Source organism: Methylomonas koyamae (assembly GCF_019669905.1).
GTDB lineage: Bacteria > Pseudomonadota > Gammaproteobacteria > Methylococcales > Methylomonadaceae > Methylomonas > Methylomonas koyamae.
On sequence record NZ_AP019777.1, the window covers coordinates 1,222,220 to 1,243,191 of the forward strand.

Here is a 20,972-nt window from a genome sequence, read left to right on the forward strand (position 1 = left end):
TCTGCAATCCTCATGGATTAGAGAATCGCTCGGATTTGATTCGCCAGGGCAATTACTTTTTGCCCGTACTGGATGGCGGCCGGCTCATTTTTCCAACTGTAATATCGGCCTATTCCATGTGCGAGATTGCCAGGTACCGATTGGATGGCCTCGGAGAGTACGCTTGCGCCGATTTCGAGATTGGTGCTCGGTATCAAGAGTTGCTCAGGTTTCGCAACACGGTGACCATGCCACCGCAGATTCACTTGCATAATGCCAATATCGATATTGCGTTTACCTTGAACCATCAATTGATTGAGCAACGCTTCGGCTTCCTGTTGGCTGCCAGGAATAAAGGTGTTGCCAGCGTTATTGATGGCCCAGGGCGAAGGTATGACACGATTCTGCCCATCGTTTTTTCGCGACTCCGTGAGCGCAACGGCATACAGAATATAGGGGTCAATGCGATGTCTACGAGCTACTTGGCCCCACAGCGTGTTCCGTAATTTGGTTTTTGATGGCGGAGACGGATGGCTGTTGCTATGGGTTTGAATGGATTCAGCAGCCATGGATTCCATGGGTTGGCTGATGATGCAAAGGCCACCAAGCATGACAATCCAAACGTTCTTTACGGATTTATGGATTGAAATGCAATTGGTATTAAGTTTTTGGTTTTTTATCTTATCAACACACATCGCAAACTCGCCGTAATGGTCTTGAGGCGAGTTTACGACGATGCCAAAAATTCTATATGTCCGAAAAACCCCTCATTTTGCGGTTTTTCGCCAATAATGAATGTTCGTATTGGTTGGGATATTTTTCAGTCAAACGCTAAAATGCTGAATGAGTAACCTTTACACGTCTGTTTATGGTTTATATCGAGACTCTTCGGCATAATAATCCGCAAATCCCACGGCTTCGGTTAATTCGTTGAAAGACAAAACGCTCGGTGATTGTTCGTCTCGCAATACCATCAATGCTTCACGCATGGCCTTGATCGAAACGTTGAGCAAAGTCAGCGGATAGACCGCAATTTTGTAACCCATAGCCGCTAACTCCGCGCGTGGCAGAATGGGGGTCTTGCCGTGTTCGATCAGGTTAACCATCTTGTACCCAAATACTTCGCGGCAATAACGTTGCATCTCGTCAACACTTTCCGGCGCTTCCAGGAAAGTGATATCCACCCCGAGTTCAACAAAAGCCTGGCAACGGGCAATCGCTTCGTCAATGCCATGCGTAGCGCGTGCATCGGTGCGCGCCATGATCAGAATGTCGGCGCCTTCATTGCGCGCGTCAATAGCCGCCTGAATGCGAAGCAGTGCTTCCTCTCGATCTACCACCGATTTACCACGAGTATGGCCGCAGCGTTTAGGGCTGAGTTGATCTTCCAACATGATGCAGGCGAAACCGGCCTGAGCGTATTCTCGGACCGTACGTTTGATATTCATGGCATTGCCAAAACCGGTATCGCCATCGCCGAATAAGGGGATGCTAATGGCGTTTGCGATGTTGCGGCCTTGATCCAGCATTTCGCCAAAGGAAATCAGGCCCGTGTCAGGCATGGCCAAACGCGATGCTGATACCGCAAAGCCACTCATGAACACCGCCGGAAAACCGGCTTGTTCCGCCAAGTGAGCCGATAAGGCATCGTGACAGCCGGTAATGGTTAGCATCTCGGATGCGGCTAACAATTGGCGTAATTGATTGGTTTTGGCATTCATTTGTTATCGGTAAAATATGGATTGAAAAATGTTGTTGGATTGAATGCAAAGTCAGTAACAGCAGGTTTAAACGTTTCGCTTATATCAAGGCGTTACCGAATTCTGAGCTGGAAAATATACCCTTCATACTGCGAAACGAATAAACTGATCAACCACCTCAACAACATGATGACTTGATGCGGAATACGGATAGACTTCGACAGGTACAAACCCCCATCATTCCAGTGATCGCTGACTGGACTCGGCAAACGCCAGGGACATTGTCGCTGGGGCAGGGGATGGTGAGCTATCCGCCACCGGATTCCGCCATGCAGGCCATAACGAGGTTCGGCATGCTGCCGGAGGATCATCTTTACGGATCGCCGCTGGGTCATCCCCAACTGTTGGAGATTATCCGAACCAAATTGCGACAAGACAATTGCATCGATTGCGACCAGGGTTATCAAGTCATGGTAACGGCGGGTTCAAACATGGCCTTTTTGAATGTCATCATGGCCATTAGCAATCCGGGCGATGAAATTATTCTGCCGATGCCTTATTACTTCAACCAGGAAATGGCGATTCAGATGCTGGGATGCGTTGTGGTGCCGGTCCCTACGCGTGAGGATTACCAACTCGATCTTGACGCATTACAAGCCGTCATTACGCCAAAAACGCGTGCTATCGTCACCGTTTCCCCGAATAACCCTTCTGGGGCGGTCTATCCGGAAAAGGATTTACGAGTGGTCAATGCGTTGTGTCAACAACACGGTCTCTACCATATCAGCGATGAAGCTTACGAGTATTTCACTTACGATGGCGCCGCGCATTTTTCCCCGGCTAGCCTAGTCGATGCCGCCGAGCACACGATCAGTCTCTATTCGTTATCGAAAGCGTATGGCTTTGCCAGTTGGCGGGTGGGTTATGCCGTTTTTCCGGAAGCCTTGCTACCTGCGATGCTGAAAATTCAAGACACCAACTTGATCTGTCCACCCGCCATCACGCAAGTAGCGGCGATCGGCGCACTTGAAACCGGTGTCGATTATTGTCGGCAGCAATTAGCGGAACTCGCCCAGATCAGACTACAAGTGCTGCAACAATTGCGGGCAATCGCGGAGATTTGCCACGTCCAACCCACCGCGGGTGCCTTTTATTTACTGCTAAAAATCCAAACGTCATTAAGCGATCTCGAACTCGCCGAACGTCTGATCAAACAATTCAAAGTAGCCGCCATTCCTGGTTGCGCCTTTGGCATGCAGGACGGTTGTTATTTGCGAATATCCTACGGTATGTTAAACCAGGTACAAGTCGGTGAGGCTGTTCAGCGTCTGATCACTGGATTACGTACATTATGCAGTCTAAACCAAATTGGCTCGGCCACGACTCCCGAGGGCACATAAGCGATTGGAACTTAGCGTGCAGATGCTGCCTTTTTGTCACTAAAAATTTTATGGCGCGATTATTGATTTGGTGACATATTAAGTGGCGCGATAAGCTAAATCGCGACACAAAAAATCAAATCATGCCAAAAATAGTCTCGTCAGAAGAGTTGGATCGAATCGAGAAGCTGATTGCCCAGCATCCTGAGGGTATCGGTGCGAAAGATATTGCAGAACAGCTAGATTTTGAAATCAAGGGGCGTACGCTACAGCGCCGCTTGGCCACATTGATCGCAGAACAACGCATTTTTAGCGAAGGCGATGGGCGGGCACTGAAATATAAAATTGCAGGATCCAGTCAGGGTAGGGGAGTCCTCCCGATCGATGATGAAAACCGGCAAAACCTTGACGAAGTCTATATCCCCGTTTCGCCAGAAGGCGAAGAGATCAAGTCCTCTATTCGCCAACCTCGAACGCAACGGTCTCCCGTCAGCTATCAGCCTGATTTCCTGGGGCAGTATTATCCAAACGACACCTATTACTTACCAGCCGGGTTACGCGAACAATTACATGCCCTGGGCCGGTCGCCGGCTGAACAAAACCCGGCGGGCACGTTTGCCCGTGACATTCTGAATCGCCTGCTCATCGACCTTTCTTGGGCTTCTTCCCGCTTGGAAGGCAATACCTACAGTCGACTGGATACCGAACGCTTGATTGAATTCGGTCAGGCGGCTGAAGGCAAGGATGTCATGGAAACCCAGATGATCCTCAATCACAAATCGGCCATAGAATATTTGGTACGCGATACCGAGCATGCCGGCGTTACGGCCGAAACCGTTGTTGCCTTACATGCTTTTTTATCGGATGGCTTGTTGGCGGATCCGATGAGTTGTGGTCGACTGCGTAATCGGGCGGTCGATATCGGCGGCAGTGTTTATTTGCCGATTGCGATGCCGCAGCGGATTGAGGAGTTGTTCGGGATTGTCATGACCATGGCGGCGGAAATCACCGATCCATTTGAACAATCATTTTTCCTGATGGTGCATTTGCCTTACCTGCAGCCCTTCGAAGACGTCAACAAACGGGTTTCGCGCTTGGCGGCCAATATCCCGCTGATTCAACACAATCTGTGCCCATTGTCGTTTATCGACGTGCCTCAGCAAGCTTATGTGGACGCGGTCCTAGGCATTTATGAACTGAATCGAATTGAATTGTTGAGAGATGTCTATATCTGGGCCTACGAGCGTTCATGCCAGCAATACGTCGCCGTGCAACAGCAGCTCGTGCCGCCGGACATTGTTCGATTACGATATCGAAACGAACTAGCTGAAGTAATACGAGCCATTGTCCGGGATGGACTGGCGACAGACGAAGCATCGATCTTAGCTGGCATTCCGGATTCTGTGTCTGAGGAAGACAAGCAGAAGTTCATTAAACTGGTACAAAACGAACTCAAGACGTTACATGCGGGAAATGCTATCCGTTTCGGCTTGCGTCCTCTAGAGTTTTCGGTATGGCAGGAAAAAGGAACAAAATTCTGTGATTGAATTGAACAAACAAATAACTAATGGCTAATTCTTTATTGATCTAAAAAAATCAACACTACGCGTTTTGATCTCCATTCAACTCGATTAAGTGGTTTTCCCATTTTAATAAAGCGCTTCGCTTTTCCTGTAAATAATCGTATCTATCATAATGTTTTGAGCTTACGTCATTTAAAGCATGATTTTGTATCCTATCTCTAATGCTTTTTTCAATGCCAATTTCTCCCATACGAGTCTTTACTGTTCTTCTTAAATCTCTCGGGGTAAAGGTATCGATGCTGCTAATTCGCGTGATTGCGTGAGCCAAAGACGTTTTGTGTATCGGTTTTTCTTCGTTATATCGACTTGGAAAAAGATAATCAGAGTTTCCAGAATACGGCCATAATTTATCAAGTAATTTTTTAGCTAACGGAGTAATAGGCAATATCAGCCAGCGTTCGTTTTTCACTCGCTCTGGCGGGGCGCTCCAAATCATGGTGTCAAAATCAAACTCATGTTTCATTGCGCCGCAGAGCTCCCAAGATCGACAGCCATATAGCAGTAATAGTTTTGTAGCCAGATGGAATTGCTCAAGAAGGCATGTTTCGTTCCAAAGTACTTTTATTTCGGAAAATGATAATGCTCTTTCTCCAGCAACTTCCGCACTGGTATCTTTTGGAATTGCATCGACAGGGTTGGCTTGTATTTGAAAGGTAAAATCATTTGATAGGTTTTTGGGGTCGTTATCATGATAAACCCCTAATTCAAATGCTCTTCTTAAGTATGATCGAATCCGATTAGCTTGAACATTCGAGCCTCGCGAAATAATGGTGTAAAGTATTTTTCTTATATGGGCTGGCGTTACGTCTTTGGCTTGTAAGTCCAAAATGTCTTTACAGTTGTAATGAAGATCTGCCTCGACTTTTTCAAAAGTTCGCTTTCCTGAATCAACCATGTGCTTGATGTAGTAATCAAACAAATCGGCTACGCTGCCAAGTCTCAGCTCAATGCGAGATTGTGGGTCAATTCCGCGATCAATCTCCCGTCTCAGTTCACGACACTTATCCCTTGCTTCAGATAGGCTAATCGATGGATACCGTCCTAGGCTTGCGAATTTTTGTTTGCCATCTGGACCTGCATATTGAATAAAAAAGGCTACGCTTCCAGCTGGTGTCACTTTAACGCCAAAGCCTTTGTCGGGCCCTTTTTCATAGAGTCTATATGCCGACGGTTTTGCCTTAAGTCCTTTAATCGATTTGTCAGTAAACATAATTTCGTGGTCACTTTGTGGTCACTTGAATTCCGCAACATAAGGTTACAGAATGAAACAACCATGAACGGATGATGTTATAAAGTTCAATATAATCGGGCATTTAGAAATGTTATGCAACATATGGAAATGCGTGGTAACATAGTCTTTAGCGACTGTTAATCACTAGGTCGGCGGTTCGAGCCCGTCCGGGGGAGCCAAATAAATCAAGGGCTTACGAGAAATCGTCAAGCCCTTTTTTTTGCCTGTCAATTTTGTGTAGGCAATTTGTAGGCATTTTCGCAAAATCCTTCTGAATGTCGCCAATCCCTCACGGCTTGTTTCTAGCCCACTGGTGACATATCGCTTTATCGCTAGCGTTTTTTGAAACTTCAATATGGCTTGATTTTATGTGGTAGTTGCTTGACCATTGCGGCCAATTCAACGCCTTGTCTCAAGTAATCGACCCGCAAATTCAGGATGACCAAGAAAGGACTCAGCGAAGCCGACATCTGCGCCAAATTCATCACGCCGAATTTGATTAAAGCCGGCTGGGACGAACTCGCCCAGATTCGTCGCGAAGTCTCGTTTACCAAAGGCCGCGTCATCGTACGCGGCAAACTGGTCACACGCGGTAAAGCCAAACGCGCTGATTATGTTCTGTACTACCAGCATCTACCCCTTGCTGTCATTGAAGCTAAAGATAATAGTCATGGTGTCGGTGACGGCATGCAACAGGGGCTGGATTACGCCAAAGTCCTGAATGTCCCCTTTGTATTCGCCAGCAACGGTGACGGATTTCTTTTCCATGATCGCACCGGTCGATCAGAACCCATCGAACAGCTTTTAGCGCTAGAGCAGTTTCCTAGCCCCGCACAACTTTGGCAGCGTTATAGGCTGTGGAAGCAACTGGATAAAGACCAGGAAGACATTGTCCTCGAACCTTACTACGATGATGGTGGCGGCAAAGAACCGCGTTATTATCAACGCAACGCCATCAATGCCACCATAGAATCCATCGCCAAAGGCCAGGAACGGATTCTGCTGGTGATTGCGACCGGCACCGGTAAGACCTACACCGCATTCCAAATCATCTGGCGCTTGTGGAAGTCCAACTGGCGGCAACACCGGCAGAAGCGGGTGTTATTCCTTGCCGACCGTAACGTGCTGGTCAACCAAACCATGGTCAACGACTTCCGCCCGTTCGGCCCGGCCATGGCCAAACTTAGCACCAATGCCAAAACCATCGAACGCGATGATGGCACGTTCCTCGATTTGACCACGGCTATAGATAGTAAGCGTCGCATTGATACCGCCTACGAAATTTACTTGGGCCTGTATCAAGCCCTGACCGGCCCAGAAGATCGGCAAAAGATTTACCGTGAACTATCCGCGGACTTTTTCGATTTGATCATCATCGACGAATGTCATCGAGGCAGTGCTGCCGAGGATTCGGCCTGGCGCGAGATTCTGGAGCACTTCAAACCGGCTACCCAGATTGGTCTAACCGCCACACCCAAGGAAACCGAATACGTTTCTAATATCCATTATTTTGGTGAACCGGTTTACACCTACTCGCTCAAGCAAGGTATCAGCGACGGCTTCCTGGCGCCCTACAAAGTCATCAAAGTGCATCTGGACATCGACGTCGAAGGCTACCGGCCGAAGAAGGGCGAGACCGACCAACAAGGCATCTTGATTGACGACCGTATTTACAATATCAAGGACTTCGACCGCACTATCATCATCGACAGCCGTACCCAACGCGTCGCCAAATGGATTTCCGATTACTTGAAGCAAAGCGGCGACCGCTACCAAAAAACCATCGTCTTTTGCGTCGATACCGAGCATGCTGCCCTGATGCGGCAAGCGTTGATCCTGGAAAACCAGGACGAGGTACTAAAAAACGATCGCTACATTATGCGGATTACAGGCGACGATGCCATAGGCGTGGCGCAACTCGATAACTTTATCGACCCCGAGTCCAAATACCCGGTCATCGTAACCACCTCGCGTCTGTTATCGACCGGTGTTGATGCTCAAACCTGTAAGTTAATCGTCATTGATCGCCCGGTCGGCTCGATGACCGAATTCAAGCAAATCCTCGGCCGCGGCACCCGGCTCTACGAAGACTTGCAAAAATTCTATTTCACCCTGGTCGATTTTCGCCAAGCCAGTGCGCATTTTGCCGACAAAGCCTTCGACGGCGAACCGGTACAAATCTACGAACCCAAAGAAGATGACCCGGTCACGCCGCCCGACGATATTCCGCCTTCCAGCGACCTTGATGAACCTATTCCCGAACAACCGGGCAAGGATGAAGAAGTGCTGCTCGATCCGCCCAACGACGAAGAGCCACCGGTCATTTCGGAGCCTACGCCCAAATACCGCGTCAAAGGCAAACCCGTTAACGTCCTGAAAGAGCGCATCGAATACCTCGACGAAAACGGCAAGCTGATTACCGAATCGCTGCGTGACTATTCCCGTAACGCCATCCGCGCCCATTACGCCAGTCTCGACCAGTTCCTGAAGCGCTGGAAAAGCGCCGAACGCAAAGAGGCGATTATCGAGGAACTCGCGGAAGAAGGCTTGCTGCTCGACCCATTGTTGGAAGAAGTCGGCAAAGACCTGGATCCGTTCGATTTGATTTGCCACATTGCCTTTGATCGTCCGGCCTTGACCCGCCGCGAACGCGCCAACAATGTCAAAAAGCGCGACGTGTTTACCAAATACGGCGACCAGGCCCGCGCCGTGCTGGAAGCCTTGCTCGACAAATACCAGGATGAAGGCGTCGTCGCCGGTTTGGATAATGTCAAAATACTGGAAATCGCACCCTTCAATACCATGGGCATGCCGATTCAACTGATTAAACAATTCGGCGGCAAAGCCAACTTCGAACGCGCCGTTCATGAGTTGCAAGCCGCCCTCTACGACGAAACCGCTTAAACCATGTCAGCCCGCAATACCGTTAAATCCATTCAAGACATCATGCGTCAGGATGTCGGCGTCGATGGCGATGCCCAACGTCTGTCGCAATTGTGCTGGATGTTTTTTTTAAAGATCATCGACGACCAGGACCAACAACTGGAATTGATGCAGGACGATTACCAGTCGCCGATTCCGGCTAAATACCAATGGCGCAACTGGGCCGCCGATGCGGAAGGCATTACCGGCGAGGCGTTGATGGCCTTCATCAACACCGAACTGTTTCCGGCCCTCAAGGATTTACTGGTGTTCGGTAAACAAGCCAACCGCATCCGCGTCGTCAAAAGCGTGTTCGAGGATGCCTACAACTACATGAAATCCGGCCAGTTGATGCGCCAGGTCATCAACAAAATCAGCACCGTCGATTTCAACGACCTGGCCGAACGTAAACACTTTGGCGACATCTACGAACAACTGCTCAACGACCTGCAAAGCGCCGGCAATGCCGGCGAATATTACACACCGCGCGCCGTCACCGCCTTCATGGTCGACCGCATCGATCCCAAACCCGGCGAAATTCTGTTCGATCCCAGTTGCGGTACCGGTGGCTTTTTAACCTGCGCCATTCGCCACATGCGCGACCGTTACGTCAAAAAGGTCGAAGATGAACAAGCTCTGCAAGCCAGTCTGCGCGCAGTGGAGAAAAAACAGCTGCCGCACATGCTCTGCGTCACCAACATGCTGCTGCACGGCATCGAAGACCCCAGCTTCGTCCGCCACGACAATACCCTGGCCCGGCCTTACATCAGCTGGGGGCAGGGTGACCGCGTCGACATCATCCTGACCAATCCACCGTTCGGTGGCCGCGAGGAAGACGGCATCGAAACCAACTTTCCGGCCCAGTTTCGCACCAAGGAAACCGCCGACCTGTTCCTGGCCTTGTTCATCCGTTTGCTCAAACCCGGTGGCCGTGCCGCCATCGTGTTGCCGGATGGTTCGCTATTCGGCGAAGGCGTCAAAACCCGCCTGAAAGAACATCTGTTGCAAGAATGTAACCTGCACACTATCGTCCGCCTGCCCAACAGCGTGTTCAAGCCTTACGCCAGCATCGGCACCAATTTGCTGTTCTTCGACAAAGGCCAACCCACCGAGGAGGTTTGGTTTTACGAGCATCAAGTGCCGGCCACCCAAAAAGCCTATTCGATGACCAAACCCATCCGCGTCGAACACCTGCAAGACTGCGTCGATTGGTGGGGCGGCGCAACTCGAGAGGGCCGCCAGGAAACCGAGCGCGCCTGGAAAGTTACTATCGACGACATCAAGGCCCGCAACTACAACCTGGACTATAAAAACCCGCATAACGTGGCCGACGACCACGGCGACCCGCAAGAAATTCTGACTAAGCTGGAACACGACGAACAGCGGGTAACGGCATTGCGCGATCAACTCAAATCGATTCTGGCCGAGGCGCTGCTGCGATGAATCAACCGGTTGCCAACGACTTCAGCGAAATCACCCAACTGATCGCCGCCGCGCGTCAACGCGCCGTGCAGGCGGTTAACACAGCCTTGATCGACTTGTACTGGCAAGTCGGTCAGATCATCAGTCGCAAGATCGAAGCCGCCGAATGGGGCGACGCGGTGGTGCCGCAACTGGCTCGGCATATCGCGCAGACCCAGCCCGGCTTGCGGGGTTTTACTGCTCGCAACCTGTTTCGCATGCGGCAGTTTTACGAAGCCTACCGCGACGATGAAAAAGTCGCACCGCTGGCACGACAATTACCGTGGACCCATAATCTAATCATCCTCAACCAGAGTAAACGCGCGGAAGAACGCGAGTTTTACCTGCGCCTAGCAATAAAGGAACAGTGGAGCAGCCGCGAACTGGAGCGCCAGTTTAAAACCGCCTTGTTCGAGCGCACCGTCCTTAATCCGCCAAATGTGTCAGCAGTGCTGTCACAAATTCATCCCGAAGCCATTAACGTGTTCAAGGACAGCTATCTGGTGGAATTTCTCGATCTGCCGCCCGGCCACTTGGAAGCCGATCTGCATCAAGGCTTGGTAAACCAGCTCAAACAATTTTTGATCGAGCTGGGTCGGGATTTTTGCTTTGTCGGCAGCCAATTCCCGTTGCAGGTCGGTGGCCGTGATTTCGCGCTGGATTTGTTGTTCTTCCACCGTGGCCTCAACTGTCTGGTTGCGATCGAACTCAAAGTCGGCCGTTTCGAGCCGGAATATCTGGGCAAGCTGGAGTTTTATCTGGAAGCCCTGGACCGCGACGTCAAAAAGCCGCACGAACAACCAGCCATCGGCGTGCTGCTCTGCGCCAGCAAGGATACGGAAGTGGTGGAATACGCCCTCAGCCGCAGCCTGTCGCCGGCGCTGATCGCCGAATACCAAACCCAATTGCCCGACAAAGCCCTGCTGCAAGCCAAGCTGCACGAGTTCTACCAACTCAATGCGTCAGCCGGCGACGAAGATTCAGCCAGTGGAGACAACGCATGAACCCGGAACAACTGCTGCAACACTTTGAACGCATCAGCGAAGCGCCGGATGCGATAGCGCGTTTGCGCCGGTTTATTCTGGATTTGGCGGTGCGGGGGAAGCTGGTCGAGCAAGACCCGAATGATGAGCCGGCGAGCGAATTGTTGAGACAGATTCAAAGTGAAAAATCCCGGTTGATTCTGGAACGAAGTATCAAAACACAACAGGCATTACCTCCAATCAATGCGGAGGTAATGCCGCATACAATCCCTGAAGGCTGGATTTGGGTGTATCTCAATGATGTAACAGATTTGGTGTATGGAAAACTACTGCCAACAACTGATCTTCTTCCATCCGGATATGATGTCTTTGGCGCAAATGGAGTTATAGGCAAGTACTCTGAATTTCTTTACAAAGACGAGATGTTACTTATTTCATGTCGGGGGGCTTATAGCGGAACGCCAAATATTTCACCACCAAATTGCTATGTAACGAACAACTCAATTGTTTGTCAATTTTTTGCTCCAAATAAATGCAATATTCGGTATTTTTATTCAGTCCTTACAGTTTCAAATAAAGAAAAAATTGTTAGTGGCACTGCTCAGCCCCAGGTAACTGTAGCAAATGCTATCCGACTTCCAATTCCTTTACCACCTCTCGCCGAACAACACCGCATCGTCGCCAAAGTCGATGAACTGATGGCGCTGTGCGACCAGTTGCAGGCAGCGCAAACCGAACGCGAGCAACACCGTGACCGTTTGGTGGCCGCCAGCCTGCACTGCCTGAACCCAGCCGTCGCCGGCACCGAAGCCAATACTCCGGACACCCAACGCGAAAGCGCCCGCTTCTTGTTCAACCACCTGCCGCGGCTGACCACCCGCCCGGAACACATCAAGCAACTACGCCAAACCATCCTCAACCTCGCCGTCCGCGGCAAACTCGTCCCGCAAGATCCGAATGATGAACCGGCAGCTAAGTTGTCTAAACGAATCGAGAAGGAAATAAATGATCATCAAGTTAATAGATCTTATAGAAAGGCAAAACCATTACCACCAGTAAAGAGCGATGAAAAACCATTTATTTTGCCATTTAATTGGGAATGGGCGAGGCTTAGGTCGTTAGCTTTTGTACTCGGTGATGGCATACACGGCACACCGATATATACGGATGGAACAAATTATTTTTTTATCAATGGCAATAATTTGGCCGATGGAAAAATTGTAATCAAATCGAATACGAAAACTGTTTCATTCGAAGAAATGCAGAAGCACAAAAAACCAATGTCAACAAACACGGTATTGGTTTCAATTAACGGTACTCTTGGAAACGTCGCCTTCTACAATAACGAAGAGGTCGTTCTAGGCAAAAGCGCTTGTTATTTCAACTTATCTAGCTCCATCAATAAGTACTACATAAAACTGCTTATTGAAAGTCCGTATTTTCTCGAATATGCGTTGCTAGGTGCTACTGGAACAACCATTAAGAATCTTTCACTCAAGGCAATGAATGAATTTCCAGTTCCTCTCCCACCATTAGCCGAACAACACCGCATCGTCGCCAAAGTCGACGAACTGATGGCGCTGTGCGATCAACTGGAAACCCAGCTCGCCGATACCGCCGCCGACAGTCGCCGCTTGCTGGAAGCCGTGCTACACCAAGCCTTGTTGCCCGCCGAGCAAGCAGCATGATCGATAAATTAAGTTGGCTTAGCATACGGCGGTTAAGCTAGTTCAACGCAAAAAATCACTCTTTCAAGCAGGAAATGCATGATTTACATCCTGACCTGGAACAAAGACAAGTGGCCGGAAAGCGAACTGCAAAAGTTGATGGATGACTTTGCGGCTGGCAAGGAGGTTACAAATAGGTGGAAATGCGCATCGCATAAACAATGCAATATTGGCGATCGAGTGTTCTTGTCCAGAACCGGTCAGCAGTTTCCGGGTTTGATCGGCTCCGGAAAAATCATATCTGATGCCTATCAGGATGACGACTTTGAAGATCCGAGTAAACGTGCCTGGTATGTTTTGGTTAGATTCGATTACTTGGCCAAGTCACCTTCAAAAGTGGTTATTTCGCATCAGGAATTGGCGTCAAAGCTTAAAGTTCCTCCCCGCATGTTCACGCCCCGATCTTCGGGAACTCCTTGTACCGGGAATCACTTGCAACTAGAAACGCTATGGTCAAGACTGATCGGTAACGGTTCGATGATTTATCCTGATGACGTCAATGTTTCATCGCACCCGTATATGGAAGGCACTATCCAACAGGTAACTGTCAATCGCTACGAGCGAGACCCTTCGGCGCGAAGAAGGTGCATTGAACTTCATGGCGCCAGTTGTAAAGCCTGCGGGCTGAATATGGCCCATGTCTACGGGCCTGATCTTGGCCGAGATTATATTCACGTCCACCACGTAGTCCCGTTGCATGCGATCAAGGAAAGTTACGAGATCGATCCGGAAAAGGATTTGGTTCCGCTGTGTCCCAATTGTCATAGTATGGTCCACCAAAGCGATCCGCCGCTGGCAGTGGACGAACTCAGGAGCAAAATTATGCCGCGCTATATCGCTTTATTTAGTTGAATCGTCGCTGTATTTGGCGTTATGTAAGGGAGAAATTCGGGAATGGGTAACGATGCATTTTTCTGCCACTTGGATACAGACGAGATTGCGCGTTTGGTTGTCGAGGCACAACAAGCTGTCTGTTTCGCAGCGCCAGGGATTCGGTTACCCGTTGCGAAGGCAATGCTCAAATGCGCTGATCGACTTGGGCCGGAAATGATTACGGTATCACTTGATTTTGACGAGCGGGTGATTCGGATGGGCTATGGTGATTTTCAAGCCGTGGAATTGTTGCGTGACGCGGGTATTTCCGTCAACAATTCCCCAGGGCTGCGGACATCCCTGGTAATTGTCGATAACCGTGGCTTTATCTTTACGCCGACTGCGCTGTATCTGGAAGCTGAAGCTAAGAGCGCCAATGCGTCCAACGCCATTCGGATGTCGGATGATCAGGTTGCGGAAGCTTTGGCAAGACTATCGCCAGTCGCCAAAGTCATTGCCATGGCGCAAGCCAAAACGCCGGAAGAGAAAAAACGTATTGAGAATCTGCCACTCGATGTCGGCTCCAGTCCGGTCACCGAAGAGCAGGTGGCGACGATTGGGCGCAACTTGGTGGACGTACCGGCTACCAATTTTGATTTGGCCCGGCAGGTGCGGGTTTTTGAGCCTTACTTGCAGTATGTCGAGTTGAAGTTGACGGGCGCGGCAATACAACGATTTCGGTTAACGATCCCGGCTAAGATACAACAGCTTGGCGGTGCAAGTGAGTTGGAAGGCCGTTTAAAAACAACGATTGAATTAATCGAGAAAGACAGCCAGTTGTCCTCCAAACCGCTTGAAGCCAAGTTGAACGAGATTCGTAGCGATCTCACACCCAGACTCGGAAAGGACCATGGGCGGGTCGTGCTGAAATCCAAAAAAACATTGTTGGCTAATCGCTTGGCTGTGTTTCGTGCTGAATTGGAACAGCATCAGGCAATGGTAAAGGACGAGTTGCAAGCATACCTGGATAAAACCCGGCAGCAAATCGTTGAGTATTACGTGCCGATTGTCTTGAAATCCCCTCCTGATGCATTGATGGGGCAAATATGGGGCGATCCCGCGGAAGATGATGCTCGGCTATGGTTGAATGACCAGTTGGATAGAGTTTTTCCAGTTGCGGAGACGTTGGTGCAAGACATGAGGCTTGAAGAGCGTTATATGGATTTTACGTACGAAACGCTAAGTCAGGATAATTTTCTGGATTTGGTGAAGTCGGCCTTCAATAAAATTGACTGGGATAAGGCGTATAACGAATTTTTGGCCGCAGCGGAGAACTCCCAGGCCGGAATTCCTGATCGGTGAGATTTCAACTGCTAATCGCTTGTAGCCTTTTCGCTATAAAAAGCGTTAACGCCGCGCCTCCATCATCCCGGCAACATAGAGTCCACAATTTTTGCCAGCGAACGCCTAGTGTTTTGGCGTGTTCTCTGAAGATACCCAACTGCTGCCGAGTGTATCGCGTATTTTGACCGGCACTGCGGCAAAGCGCTTTGATTTCAAGGCGTTCATCGATTTTTTCCTGAGTCCGTTTTCCGTGTTTGTAATTTCCGTTGGCTTTTCCGGTAGGCGCGCCAGTTGCCTTGCCACCGTGCATGCGACAGCGCCCATTCGCCATGGCAGGTGACCGGCAGGGGTTGCCGGTCGTTCGGGCATAAGCAGCGCACCTTGGCGCCAAATGCGCGCTTTGCATGGGGTTGATGTTCATTTTGGGTCTTCTGAACAAATTGGTTACAGGAGTGCAGGGAATCAAACCACCAGTATGTGCCGTATGGTTTAACGCCAGCGCCACAAACACCCGCGCCGCGTCCGTGGGTGTTGAAGCTCTGGAAATGGCTGCATGACTGGCAGGTGATTAGGCCCGAGGCTTTGGGTTTCTGGAGCGGAGTGAAGTCACTACAGCGCCGCCATTTATTGACCACGACGCGCCAATTCTTAAATTGACAAGCGTCGCCGGCTAATTGTCCACAGTTTGAACATTGCGCTAAGCCGGTTGTGTCGTCGTGTTTCAGGTTCAGGACATCCTCTGCATGGCTTAGCGCCGCTGTCAGGGTTGTCGCATCCTTACTGCGTTCCCCGAGGAGTTCATCGATGATGCAGGGATCGTATTCGCCAATGACTGCTAAGTAATCGAGTAGCTTCTGACGATCACTGGCCGATAGCTCGACTTTCTGCTTGATGCTCGTTTTGTCTGACGGAACCAGCGGAACCGGCGGAACCCCCAGTGGCGACGTGGCTTGAGAAGTTCCGTGGTTCATTTTGCGCGGCGGAACTGGCGGAACCTGAGCGGGTAAATTCAAAAATAAATGCTCAAGCATGATCGCCCTCCATGGGTTGAATCCAGTACAGACGCGGTTTGTTGGCGCCAGAAACCACAGTCCTCTTACTACGTTCGTTATGATCGCGCTCAGCTATCCAGCCGGCGGTATCCAAGGCATCAAGAACTCGTTTTATATCAAAGTTACCGCCTGCCTCCCGCAGCGCCTGCGATGTAAACAGATACACCCTGCACCCTTCGCGCTCGGTGTACCAGCCTGCTCGTTCCAACTTTGGCGGTTCGTTGCTGGTCTTCTCGGTGAATCGAGTATCGCCGTGCTTTAGGATGTAATCGGCCACGCTCTGCAATATCTGTTTATGCTCGGTGGCACCGGTGCCGCGCATGGTTTGCCATTGGTCAAACATTACCTTACAGGCATCGAGTGCTGCGCCTGGTGTCCAAGGCAGAATTCCTGCATCAATCGCCAGTTCAGCTGCCATCGCATACAAAGCAAATCGGGAAGCCGCCCGCGCCGCTTGGCTGTCGCCATGTTGAAATTGCTGTTCAATCTTGGCAAGGATGCCGCCAAAGTCGGCATCCCCTTTTTTCTCCAGGCTGAGAATATGCTCGACAAACTTTGGTCCGGCGTGGCCGTAATGTCTAGCGCATTCGGTCTTAAAGAAATCAGACATAGGTCGCCCATCTTCAAAGTGATGCAAGTCATCAAACACACCATAAGTTCGGTTGGCCGGAATGTTGAGTAGGCGCACCAGTTGTCCCGCTTTTGCCTGCTTGCCACCTTCCTGCATCGCTGCTGAAATAGATCGTTCGCCGGTAGACAGCAACGACAGACGCCAGCGATGTGCATCCCGTGCCGATCCGACGCGGTTGGCTCTGGTCTTGCCGGTGCCGTTACCAAGACTGTAAACAATAGCCCCAATTTCGCGAGGATCAGCTTCATTGATTTCGTCGAGGCATAAGCAGGTATCAGACAGCAGCGCCGCTACGCCTTCCAAACCGTTGCTGGTGGCTCGCCAAGTACGTTTAAGGTCTTCGCCGCCCCATACCGAAGCGCCAAGACATAGCGCGGTAGTTTTGCCGGTGGAACTGTCGCCCACCCAATGTACGCCACCACTATCGCGGTGAGTTTTGGCCAGAAGGGGGCCGGACAATGCGACTCCAATCGAGGCCATCAGTACCGGATTTCCCTGACAGTAGCCCGCCATCTTCTGCCATTGCAGATAATCGCCACCCACTCGTGTCGCACCAGTTCCGTTCATGCTTTCGCTCTGAAAGTGGACACGCTCGTCACCAATAATGCGATCATGCAAGACAAAGGCGCCGCCTTTGCTCGTCCAGCCGGTGCGGGTCGCTGCTGTCCAGACGTGGCGCGGCACTCGCCATTGCAGATAATCGGCCAGCTTTTGACGGTTGCGGAAATCGATTTCGACGCCGGAGGCCAGTAATTCACCGCGAAGCTCCTCGCATGATCCGCGAAGCATCTCCATTGGCATGGCCCAATTCCGCCAACGGCCCAAGGTGTCGCGGAATCTGAGCAAGCGCCCGAAGTATTGACCGCTTTCGGTATTGGTGACACCTTCGACATACAACGGCGAACAGATGAACGATGCATGATTTGCCGGCGGTTTCCTCTCGGTACCTTCGGTTTGATAGCAATACCACACGCCAGGTCGGCGTTTTCCACCAAGATCGAACCAGTCATCCTTAACCAGAAAACAAGGCAACGACAAATCGTCGAAGCTCAAGCGCTCCAGGTCGTCAGATTCTTGTTGTAACGGATCAATCGCAGCAGCCAAGGCCTCGGAAAAGCTGGCGCTTAATTCGACGGTTCCGCGGGTTCCGTCATCGTTCTTTGCTGGCGGAACCGAAGCTCCCTCGTTGTTACAATTGATTGCGGCGGTTCCGTGAGTTCCGCCGTTTTTTGCGATGCCTGACGATTTGCGTTTGGCTTTCTCCTGATCATTAGGCTGCACATTTGAAGAGGGCTCTAACGGCGAAGTATCACATTCGATACTATTGACGGAACCGACGGAACTTGACACCGTTTTTTCAGCCATCAATTGACAGTCTTCGTCCAATACGTCGAACACCCCTTGTGTCGGTTCGTCAAGAATATTCTCGTTACGCACGACTCACCGCCTTGACGCTCAATTCGTCGTTCCAATCGTTGCCGATCGTCGGCGGGATCATGTATCTACCACCGACCGCCAGCGCTGCCTTTCGGGCGGCTGACTGGCCAACGCCAGACACATCGTTGTCACCGGCGATAATAATGTCGGCGTTGGCGTTGAGCATACGAAACGCCCGAGCCACTGGCTCTAGGTTTCCAGCGTCCATTGCTACGACAACAAAGTGACCACAGTCTTGATGAATCGATGCGCCGGTTGCCCAGCCTTCGCAGACAATCAGCGGATCGCCTTGTCGATAAGTACCAATCGTTGAAAAGCAGCCAGCCTTTCTGCCGCCTGCCAAAAAGCGCTTATTGCCGTCGGCGTCGATAAATTGCAGGTTCACCAACGCGTTGTCGATGTTGTATATCGGTACGATCAGTACACCATGCCGGTCGATTTTCAAACCAAATGAATCGATGTGCTTGCGGATCAGATACGGATGGGTTCGCAGTTGTAGCGGTATAACCCTGCGCCAGATGTAACGGGCCCTCAATGCTACCTTCGCCTGCCGCATTTCGCGCTCTTGTTGCTGCCTGAGACGTTCTTCATCGATCTGTCGGCGCATGGCCTTGGTCATCCGTTGACGATTGCCATTGACCGACCAGGTAATCGTCGCTCCTGTTCTGAAGTGATGCGCCCAGCCAGCCGGCTTGCCATCTAGATGGAGAATATATGCGCCGTTTTTGGTGCCACGTTTGTCGCCTTCAACGTAAACACGGTGCAGGTGACCGTCAGCAATTATCGGCTCATAGACGACAATATTTGCATCCGCCATTGCTGTTTTGAATGATTCAGTAGCGTCAACATTAACCATGCAACACCCCCAAAAAATAGAGCCACGGGGCTAGACGGTATAGAGTGGCTTTTACGCGGTAATCGATTGGAAAAGAGTGGGAGTGCCGGATTGATTCAGACGCAATTGCCAGTTGTCCGACTGGTGCGGTTATTTGCTTGTCTGCCATCTTGCCACCTTAAACAGCTTGGTCTGCAACCAGTGCCTTGAGCTCGGATACGCTCCAACCCAGGCGACCATTTACTCGACGCGGGCGAATAGGGCCGTTTTCCAAACAGGCCCACTTTCGTAAAGTTTGAGATTTGCGATTTAAGTAATACGCAGCTTGCTCGGTTGGAACCGTAGGGCTGGTGACCAATTCAATGGGCGGGAAATAATCTGCCATGAGGTTAACCTCTTAAACATTAATAGAGGTTCCCCATTAACCGAGGCTAGGCGACAAGGGTCAAATCCTGTCAATCTTTTTTTGTAGATTTACGTTAATTTTTAAATTACGTTTGATGTCGTGGGTGCGAGGCTGGATTTTTCGGAGAGTTATTAAGGACAATTGATCGATTTTTTTATCAATGCAAATCTATTTGATCACTCGTAAGCCTTGAGATAGTTCAACTTGAGCAAACTCGATGCTAGCCTGCTCCAGAATCCAGGCTTCGTACTTGCCATGCCAGATTGCCAGCAACTCCAGCGGACGAGTTTTGTAATGCTTCTCAGCGGTTGCGTTCGGTTTGTGCCCCATGATTTGCGCGACAACGCCAACCGGCATTTCTACCCATTCGGCCAAACTGGCAAACGTGCGGCGTAAGCCGTGCAAGGTGACATGTTCAAGGCCGGCAGCATCGAGAGCGCGATTGTGGGCAATCCTAGGCTCCGCAAGCTTACCGTCCGCTGCGTTAGGGCTGCTAAATACCCATTCGTTCCGGCGCGGCAATCCGGTTATCAGAGAGGCCAGATAGGGCGGCAAGGGAATCATTCGACCTTCGTCGTCCACCTTGTCTTTGAGCCACATGGCGCCTAGCTTGAAATCCACGTCCGACCACTTCAATTCGGCCAATTCTTCGCGCCGTGCTCCGGTCAACAGCAAGCCTTGGAGGTATGCGGCAATAACCGGGTTACTGAGGTTTCGCACTGCTTCAAACCAGTCTTTTAAATGGACCCGTTGTAGCACGTCGGCTTTTTTGGTGCCTGCCTTAGGAACAACTGCTCGCACTTCCTTGGTGATGGCCAGCGGGTCAATGATGGATTGATAGGCTTTCTGTTCAGCGCACCAGTTCCAGAACGTTCGGAACAGTACAAAGCCATGGCGGGCAGAGGTGGCGCGGGTTTCGGATTCCAGGGTTTGCCAGTGCTCCAGTACGTCGGCGTTAATGTCGATCATGCGCATTTGCAAAAGCGGGTAGAGAACGCCTTGCACGGTGACGCCACCACCACGTTTTTTGGGTTGTCCGCCGGGTGCAGATACTTTTGCATGGTCGATAACGTGATGATGACTCCAGCGAGGTGACTTCTTCGCCACGTACTCGTCCCATACCTGTTGAACCAAAATACTGTTCCGCATAGCCTTAACTTTAGCCAGTTCCTTGGCGGCCTCAGCCTTGGCGATCTTTTCTGCTTTTGCTTGGCGCGGGTCGGTACCCGCGTCAATCAAAGTTTGCAGACGGCGGGCCTCGGCTTGTGCATCAGCAAGACTCCAGGTTTTAACGTCGCCGATGGTCATTCTCAAGGTTTTGCCATTGAAACGACTCTCGAAAATGTAAGCCTTGCCACCGGCCTGTGTTATGCGAAGAGCTAAGCCCGGCGCAGATGTATCCCAGATAAAGGTTTGAGCCTTGCCGGATTCCGGCTGCGCTTTGTCGATTTTTGAGCCAGATAGCTTGGTTGTTGCCATACAGTGATTA

The 20,972-nt window shown here is 50.7% G+C and carries 17 protein-coding genes; 8 read left to right on the forward strand and 9 right to left on the reverse strand.

Annotation, left to right across the window (positions count from 1 at the left end; all coding sequences use genetic code 11):
• Nucleotides 1–17: 17 nt before the first annotated feature.
• Both MKFW12EY_RS06000 and MKFW12EY_RS06005 read right to left on the reverse strand, forming a co-directional pair.
• Nucleotides 18–674, reverse strand: a complete 657-nt coding sequence (locus MKFW12EY_RS06000; RefSeq protein ID WP_245006446.1) for a transglycosylase SLT domain-containing protein — start codon at nt 672–674, stop codon at nt 18–20.
• 171 nt (nt 675–845) lie between these two features.
• Nucleotides 846–1,700 carry an isocitrate lyase/PEP mutase family protein gene (locus MKFW12EY_RS06005; protein ID WP_221054174.1) on the reverse strand — a complete coding sequence of 285 codons (855 nt, stop codon included), beginning with the start codon at nt 1,698–1,700 and terminating at the stop codon, nt 846–848.
• A 176-nt stretch (nt 1,701–1,876) separates the two neighbouring features.
• Here MKFW12EY_RS06005 and MKFW12EY_RS06010 point away from each other — a divergent pair, with 176 nt between their 5' ends.
• Both MKFW12EY_RS06010 and MKFW12EY_RS06015 read left to right on the forward strand, forming a co-directional pair.
• Nucleotides 1,877–3,079 (forward strand): pyridoxal phosphate-dependent aminotransferase, encoded by a 1,203-nt coding sequence (locus tag MKFW12EY_RS06010; RefSeq protein ID WP_054758284.1) that lies wholly within the window; start codon nt 1,877–1,879, stop codon nt 3,077–3,079.
• A gap of 122 nt (nt 3,080–3,201) precedes the next feature.
• Nucleotides 3,202–4,605, forward strand: coding sequence for a Fic family protein (locus MKFW12EY_RS06015; RefSeq protein WP_221054175.1), 1,404 nt, complete (start codon nt 3,202–3,204; stop codon nt 4,603–4,605).
• A gap of 55 nt (nt 4,606–4,660) precedes the next feature.
• On the opposite strand, the gene MKFW12EY_RS06020 is transcribed toward MKFW12EY_RS06015, so the two are convergent.
• Nucleotides 4,661–5,851, reverse strand: coding sequence for a tyrosine-type recombinase/integrase (locus MKFW12EY_RS06020; protein ID WP_054758261.1), 1,191 nt, complete (start codon nt 5,849–5,851; stop codon nt 4,661–4,663).
• A 459-nt stretch (nt 5,852–6,310) separates the two neighbouring features.
• Between MKFW12EY_RS06020 and hsdR the strand changes: the two genes are divergently transcribed.
• The 6 genes from hsdR (at nt 6,311) to MKFW12EY_RS06050 (ending at nt 15,140) form a co-directional block, all read left to right on the forward strand.
• Entirely contained in the window at nt 6,311–8,776 is a 2,466-nt protein-coding gene (gene hsdR / locus MKFW12EY_RS06025; RefSeq protein ID WP_221054176.1) for an EcoAI/FtnUII family type I restriction enzme subunit R, read from the forward strand.
• Between the two features lie 3 nt (nt 8,777–8,779).
• On the forward strand, nt 8,780–10,237 hold the full coding sequence (locus MKFW12EY_RS06030; protein ID WP_054758262.1) for an N-6 DNA methylase: 1,458 nt from the start codon (nt 8,780–8,782) through the stop codon (nt 10,235–10,237).
• Entirely contained in the window at nt 10,234–11,259 is a 1,026-nt protein-coding gene (locus MKFW12EY_RS06035; protein ID WP_054758263.1) for a PDDEXK nuclease domain-containing protein, read from the forward strand. The genes MKFW12EY_RS06030 and MKFW12EY_RS06035 overlap by 4 nt, the downstream gene beginning before the upstream one ends.
• Nucleotides 11,256–12,926 (forward strand): restriction endonuclease subunit S, encoded by a 1,671-nt coding sequence (locus MKFW12EY_RS06040; RefSeq protein WP_221054177.1) that lies wholly within the window; start codon nt 11,256–11,258, stop codon nt 12,924–12,926. The genes MKFW12EY_RS06035 and MKFW12EY_RS06040 overlap by 4 nt, the downstream gene beginning before the upstream one ends.
• Nucleotides 12,927–13,004: 78 nt before the next feature.
• Nucleotides 13,005–13,817 (forward strand): HNH endonuclease, encoded by an 813-nt coding sequence (locus MKFW12EY_RS06045; protein WP_082409575.1) that lies wholly within the window; start codon nt 13,005–13,007, stop codon nt 13,815–13,817.
• Between the two features lie 42 nt (nt 13,818–13,859).
• Nucleotides 13,860–15,140 carry a hypothetical protein gene (locus MKFW12EY_RS06050; protein ID WP_054758267.1) on the forward strand — a complete coding sequence of 427 codons (1,281 nt, stop codon included), beginning with the start codon at nt 13,860–13,862 and terminating at the stop codon, nt 15,138–15,140.
• Between the two features lie 4 nt (nt 15,141–15,144).
• On the opposite strand, the gene MKFW12EY_RS23255 is transcribed toward MKFW12EY_RS06050, so the two are convergent.
• The 6 genes from MKFW12EY_RS23255 to MKFW12EY_RS06075 form a co-directional block, all read right to left on the reverse strand.
• Entirely contained in the window at nt 15,145–15,453 is a 309-nt protein-coding gene (locus MKFW12EY_RS23255) for a hypothetical protein (RefSeq protein WP_425334041.1), read from the reverse strand.
• Complete coding sequence (locus MKFW12EY_RS06055) at nt 15,344–16,153, reverse strand: hypothetical protein (protein ID WP_221054178.1); 810 nt, start codon at nt 16,151–16,153, stop codon at nt 15,344–15,346. The genes MKFW12EY_RS23255 and MKFW12EY_RS06055 overlap by 110 nt, the downstream gene beginning before the upstream one ends.
• Entirely contained in the window at nt 16,146–18,242 is a 2,097-nt protein-coding gene (locus MKFW12EY_RS06060) for a DUF927 domain-containing protein (RefSeq protein ID WP_221054179.1), read from the reverse strand. Before MKFW12EY_RS06060 ends, MKFW12EY_RS06055 begins: the two co-directional genes overlap by 8 nt.
• Nucleotides 18,235–19,098, reverse strand: a complete 864-nt coding sequence (locus MKFW12EY_RS06065) for a toprim domain-containing protein (protein WP_082409576.1) — start codon at nt 19,096–19,098, stop codon at nt 18,235–18,237. The genes MKFW12EY_RS06060 and MKFW12EY_RS06065 overlap by 8 nt, the downstream gene beginning before the upstream one ends.
• 157 nt (nt 19,099–19,255) lie before the next feature.
• The gene (locus MKFW12EY_RS06070) at nt 19,256–19,462 is read right to left on the reverse strand and encodes a hypothetical protein (RefSeq protein ID WP_221054180.1); all 207 of its coding nucleotides are present in this window, start codon (nt 19,460–19,462) and stop codon (nt 19,256–19,258) included.
• Nucleotides 19,463–19,651: 189 nt separating this feature from the next.
• Nucleotides 19,652–20,962 carry a tyrosine-type recombinase/integrase gene (locus MKFW12EY_RS06075; RefSeq protein ID WP_221054181.1) on the reverse strand — a complete coding sequence of 437 codons (1,311 nt, stop codon included), beginning with the start codon at nt 20,960–20,962 and terminating at the stop codon, nt 19,652–19,654.
• Nucleotides 20,963–20,972: the final 10 nt, after the last annotated feature.